Consider the following 4581-nt stretch of genomic DNA (forward strand, 5'->3'; position numbering starts at 1 on the left):
TCGAGCGCGTTTTCCCGGTCTACTCGCCGATGGTCGAGGGCGTCGAGATCGTGCGCCGCGGCAAGGTGCGTCGCGCCAAGCTCTATTACCTGCGCGACCGTCGCGGCAAGTCGGCCCGCATTTCGGAAAACACCGGCGTGCGCGCCCGCAAGCTGAACGACGAAGAGCGTGATGCGCTGAACGCCGAGCGCGCCCGCATCGAGGCCGAGAAGGTCGCCGCTGCCGAGGCGCTGGCCGCCGAGAAGGCCGCGCAGGAAGCCGCCGAGAAGAAGGCCGCCGAGGCCGCTTCCGCCGAATAAGGCTCCTCGCATAGCTGGTTTGGAAAGGCGGCCTCGGCCGCCTTTTTCATTTTCGCCGTCGCCTTCGCCTCACCCAGCCGTGATCGCCTGCAGCAAGAAATCGCTTCGGCATCGTTGACAACGAATTATCTTGTACACTAAATAATCGTGTACAAATCAGATGGAGACGAAGAATGTCGGCACTTTACACAGCTCAAGCCCATGTCACCGGCGGCCGCAACGGTCATGGCGAGACCAGCGACGGTCTGCTCAAGGTCGACCTGGCGATGCCGAAGGAACTCGGCGGCAAGGGTGGCGCCACCAACCCAGAACAGCTTTTCGCCGTCGGCTACGCGGCCTGCTTCGAAAGCGCGGTGCGTTTCGTCGCGCGCCAGCAGAAGCTGCCGCTCCAGGATGCTGCCGTGACGGCCACCGTCAGCCTCCACCCGAACGGCCAGGGCGGCTTCCGGCTCGGCGTCGCGCTTGCCGCCGAAACCACGGGCCTTGATCAGGCGGCCGCGGAAGCGCTTGTATCGGAGGCGCACAAGGTGTGCCCCTATTCGAATGCAATCCGGGGCAATATCGACGTTGCGCTTTCCACGACGGCGCTTCCGGCAAAGGCAGCATGACCACGACGATCGACACGAATGTCAGCCATACCCTGGCGGCGGATGCCGCCGGGGCGGTTCCAGTACCCCGCCTCGACCAGCAGCTCTGCTTCGCGCTCTATTCGGCGAGCGGGCTGATGACGAAACTGTACCGACCGTTGCTGGAGCCGCTGGGCCTTACCTATCCGCAATATCTGGCGATGCTGGCGCTGTGGCAGCACTCGCCGAGCACCGTCGGCGAGCTCGGCGAGGCGCTGGGGCTGGATTCGGCCACGCTGACACCTTTGATCAAGCGCATGGAGGCCGGCGGCCTCGTCACGCGGCGCCGCGACAGCGCCGACGAGCGCCGGGTGCTGGTCGAGCCGACAGCGAAGGGTGAGGCGCTGCGGGCGCGCATGAAGGACGTGCAGGAAGGGCTCAACTGCGACATGCCGCTGGAGCGCGCCGAGCTCAAGGCCCTGCATGGCACGCTGACCCGACTGGTCGCGGGATTGCGCGAAGTCACGGCCGGGCCGGGCTGACCTGCGCGAGCAAGGACTTTCTCGAAATTATCCCTGAAGAGCACCGCATTGCGCATCGACGGGAAACCGCGTAGCGGACCGGCTTGCAAGGCGCTTGCGGGAAGCTAAAGTCGGCGCCGGATTTTCTGTGGCCGCACGCATCGCGTCCAATCACCTCCGGGGGAGTGCATCATGACCAAGTCGAAACTGCTGCTGGCCGGCCTGCTGGCCTGCCTTCTCGCGCCCGTCGCCGCCTGGGCCGATTCGCTGCCCGATCTCGGCGGCCGCAAGGTGGTGGTGGTGACCGAGAACGCCTATCCGCCGCTGCAGTTCATCGACAAGAAGAGCGGCAAGCAGATCGGCTGGGAATATGACGCGATGGACGAGATCGCCAAGCGGCTGAACTTCAAGGTCGAATACCAGAACACCTCATGGGACGCGATGATCCAGGCGGTTTCCGACAACCAATACAACATCGGCATGACCGGCATCACCATCAAGGACGAGCGCAAGGCAAAGGTCGACTTCTCCGACCCCTATATGCGCTCCGAGCAGTTCATGCTGGTGCGCGGCGACGAAAAGCGCTTCACCGACGCCAAGAGCTTCGGCGCCTTCAAGGACGGGTTGATCGGCGCGCAGCCCGGCACCACGCCTTTCTACACCGCCGTCTACAGCGTGCTCGACGGCAATGAGCAGAACCCGCGCATCAAGCTGTTCGAGACGTTCGGCGCCACGGTGCAGGCGCTGAAGACGGGCGACGTTGACGTGGTGCTGACCGACGGCACCGCCGGCAAGGGCTATGTCGACGCCTCCGAGGGCAAGCTTAAGCTGATCGGCGGGCCGCTCGGCAGCGAGGATTTCGGTTTCATCTTCCCGAAGGGCTCCGAGCTGGTGAAGCCGGTCAACGCCGCGATTGCCGCGCTCAAGGCCGACGGCACGCTGGATGCGCTCAACAAGAAGTGGTTCCTCGACTACAAGATGGGTGAGTAGGCTTCCTGTTGTTGAGATCAGTGCGTGTGCAAAGAGTCACGCTGAGATTGCGCCCGAGCACCCCCCTCTGTCCTGCCAGACATCTCCCCCTCAAGGGGGGAGATTGGCAGCCGCACGGGGGTGCCTTGGCGCTGCCCTTTCGCGGCATCTACGCGGGCGTCGCCTGATGGCCGCGCCGTCCTCCACGAAACCCGAATTCCCCTGGTGGCTGGCCGCGGCGGCATTGCTTGCGCTGGTCGCGGCGCTCGCCATTGCGGTGAGCGATATCTACGCGCAGGTCTTCGCCACCGTCGCCAAGGGCATAGGCATCACCGTCTTCGTCACCGTGGTCGCCTTCGCGCTGGCCTCGGCGATCGGGCTCGGCGTCGCGCTGATGGCGCTGTCGGGCTCGCAATGGCTGCGCCAGGTCGCCCGCTTCTATGTCGAGATCATCCGTGGCGTGCCGATCCTGGTGCTGTTGTTCTGGATCGCCTTTGCCGGTGCGCCGGCCTTCGTCGCGGCCTGGAATGTGCTGACGGCGCCATTGCAGAGCGCCGGCCTTCTCAATGAATTGCTGGTGCGCGACGTCTCGCTCCTGTGGCGCGCCATCATGGCGCTGACCATCGGCTATTCAGCGTTCATCTCCGAGGTGTTCCGGGCCGGCATCCAGTCGGTGGAAAAGGGCCAGATCGAAGCCGCCAAGGCGCTCGGTCTCACGCGCGGACAACGTTTCCGCCTGATCGTGTTCCCGCAGGCGATCCGCACCATCCTGCCGCCGCTCGGCAACGATTTCGTCGCCATGGTCAAGGATTCCTCGCTGGTCTCGGTGCTGGGCGTCGCCGACATCACGCAGATCGGCAAGGTCTATGCCGCAGGCTCCTTCCGCTTCTTCGAGACCTATTCGATCGTCGCCTATATCTATCTGATCCTGACCGTCGGCCTGTCGCTGGCGCTGCGCGCGCTGGAACAGAAGCTGCGCCGTCAGCACGAGGAATAGCCGGGCGGCAAAGACCACGCTACGATCCTCCGGTGGGAGCATGGAGGAGCATCTCGTGAATTTCGACAAGGCGAACGCGGCGCTGGATTCCGTCTACACAGCCGGTACGCCGGAAGGCCTGGCCAAAGCCTATGCCGATTGGGCGGCGACCTATGACAGCGAGACCGCCTCGCTCGGCTATCTGCTGCCTTTCCTCATCACCGCATGGCTGGCGCGCCATGTGCCGGCGGGCGAAGGCCCGCTTCTCGACGCCGGTTGCGGGACCGGCTTGTCGGGGCCGTCGCTGAAGGCGCTCGGCTATGGCGACATCGTCGGCCTCGACCTCTCGGACGACATGCTGAAGATCGCCGGCAGCCGGCAGGCCTACAGCGAGCTGCAGAAGGCGATGCTTGGCGGCCCGCTGCCGTGGACTGACGGGTGTTTCCGCGCCTTCTTCTCGACCGGTGTCTTCACCATCGGCCATGCGCCAGCTACCGGCCTGCACGAACTGGTGCGCATCACCAGGAGCGGCGGCCACGCCATCTTCACCGTGCGCGACCAGGTATTCGAAAGCGGCGGCTTCCAGGCCGTGTTCGACGAGCTTACACAAGCACAGAGATGGCGCGCCGTCGAGGAAAGCTCCTGGTTCCGCTGCTATGCGATCGGCGATCCGGAAGCGCTGGTGAAGACGTTTGTGTTCGAGGTGCTGTAGCGCTTACCGTTTGCTTGCCGGCAAGCGCCTGGCCAGGCGCTCGCCCAGCGCCTCAAGATCGTCGAGAAACCAAAGCTGCTCGCCGCGATTGGCCTCACGCGCGAAGTCCGCAAATGCTTTGCTTCTCGTGGCATAGGGTGCGATGTCGCCGAGGATCGCCAGGCGGACGCCGTAGTTCACGCATTTCTGCGTCCATTCCCCGGCGACACCGGTCCTGAGCTCGAAGAAATCTAGCGGCAGCGCCGAAGTGGAAATCGCGACCCAGTCCGGCTCGAGCGCGGACACCTCGCCAATCAGGTCGAGCACCCTCGGGATGATCCCGTCGCCCTGCCATTGGAGGACGCGATGGCCATGCATGTCGCAAGGGGTGCTCATTTCAACGTCCTCGTTACAGACCTGTAGGGCTGCCCTGTCATCCAGTTCGTCGCCCGTGTCAACGAAGGCGCCGGCGCGACCACGCCGCGATTGCCGAAATCGGCAAAGATTGCTATCTAGCCTGCCATGGAAAAGCTTTTCAGCGATCCGGCCTACAAGGGTT

7 protein-coding genes are annotated in these 4581 nt (G+C 64.4%); 6 read left to right on the forward strand and 1 reads right to left on the reverse strand.

Annotation, left to right across the window (positions count from 1 at the left end; translation table 11 throughout):
* From Q0L57_RS06285 to Q0L57_RS06310, 6 genes are all read left to right on the forward strand, one after another.
* Positions 1–299: 50S ribosomal protein L19 (locus Q0L57_RS06285; RefSeq protein WP_296739644.1), on the forward strand; the 299-nt coding region annotated here is incomplete at its 5' end.
* Positions 300–472: 173 nt separating this feature from the next.
* Positions 473–907 carry an organic hydroperoxide resistance protein gene (locus tag Q0L57_RS06290; RefSeq protein ID WP_296739647.1) on the forward strand — a complete coding sequence of 145 codons (435 nt, stop codon included), beginning with the start codon at positions 473–475 and terminating at the stop codon, positions 905–907.
* A complete protein-coding gene (locus tag Q0L57_RS06295) occupies positions 904–1407 on the forward strand; it encodes a MarR family transcriptional regulator (protein ID WP_296739650.1) in 504 nt (167 codons plus the stop codon). Before Q0L57_RS06290 ends, Q0L57_RS06295 begins: the two co-directional genes overlap by 4 nt.
* A gap of 171 nt (positions 1408–1578) precedes the next feature.
* Positions 1579–2376, forward strand: a complete 798-nt coding sequence (locus Q0L57_RS06300) for a transporter substrate-binding domain-containing protein (RefSeq protein WP_296739652.1) — start codon at positions 1579–1581, stop codon at positions 2374–2376.
* A 166-nt stretch (positions 2377–2542) separates the two neighbouring features.
* Positions 2543–3352, forward strand: coding sequence for an amino acid ABC transporter permease (locus Q0L57_RS06305; RefSeq protein WP_296739655.1), 810 nt, complete (start codon positions 2543–2545; stop codon positions 3350–3352).
* 55 nt (positions 3353–3407) lie between these two features.
* On the forward strand, positions 3408–4043 hold the full coding sequence (locus tag Q0L57_RS06310; RefSeq protein WP_296739657.1) for a class I SAM-dependent methyltransferase: 636 nt from the start codon (positions 3408–3410) through the stop codon (positions 4041–4043).
* Positions 4044–4046: 3 nt separating this feature from the next.
* Here the strand turns inward: Q0L57_RS06310 and Q0L57_RS06315 are convergent, their stop codons facing one another.
* Positions 4047–4418, reverse strand: coding sequence for a DUF4180 domain-containing protein (locus Q0L57_RS06315; RefSeq protein WP_296739660.1), 372 nt, complete (start codon positions 4416–4418; stop codon positions 4047–4049).
* Between the last annotated feature and the right edge of the window lie 163 nt (positions 4419–4581).

The organism is Mesorhizobium sp. (assembly GCF_024509055.1).
GTDB lineage: Bacteria > Pseudomonadota > Alphaproteobacteria > Rhizobiales > Rhizobiaceae > Mesorhizobium.

Excerpts from the sequence above, each read along its gene's own strand:
- Q0L57_RS06295 (WP_296739650.1), top strand. The coding sequence starts at position 904 with ATGACCACGACGATCGACACGAATGTCAGCCATACCCTGGCGGCGGAT.
- Q0L57_RS06315 (WP_296739660.1), bottom strand. The coding sequence starts at position 4,418 with ATGAGCACCCCTTGCGACATGCATGGCCATCGCGTCCTCCAATGGCAG.
- Q0L57_RS06290 (WP_296739647.1), top strand. The coding sequence starts at position 473 with ATGTCGGCACTTTACACAGCTCAAGCCCATGTCACCGGCGGCCGCAAC.
- Q0L57_RS06300 (WP_296739652.1), top strand. The coding sequence starts at position 1,579 with ATGACCAAGTCGAAACTGCTGCTGGCCGGCCTGCTGGCCTGCCTTCTC.
- Q0L57_RS06305 (WP_296739655.1), top strand. The coding sequence starts at position 2,543 with ATGGCCGCGCCGTCCTCCACGAAACCCGAATTCCCCTGGTGGCTGGCC.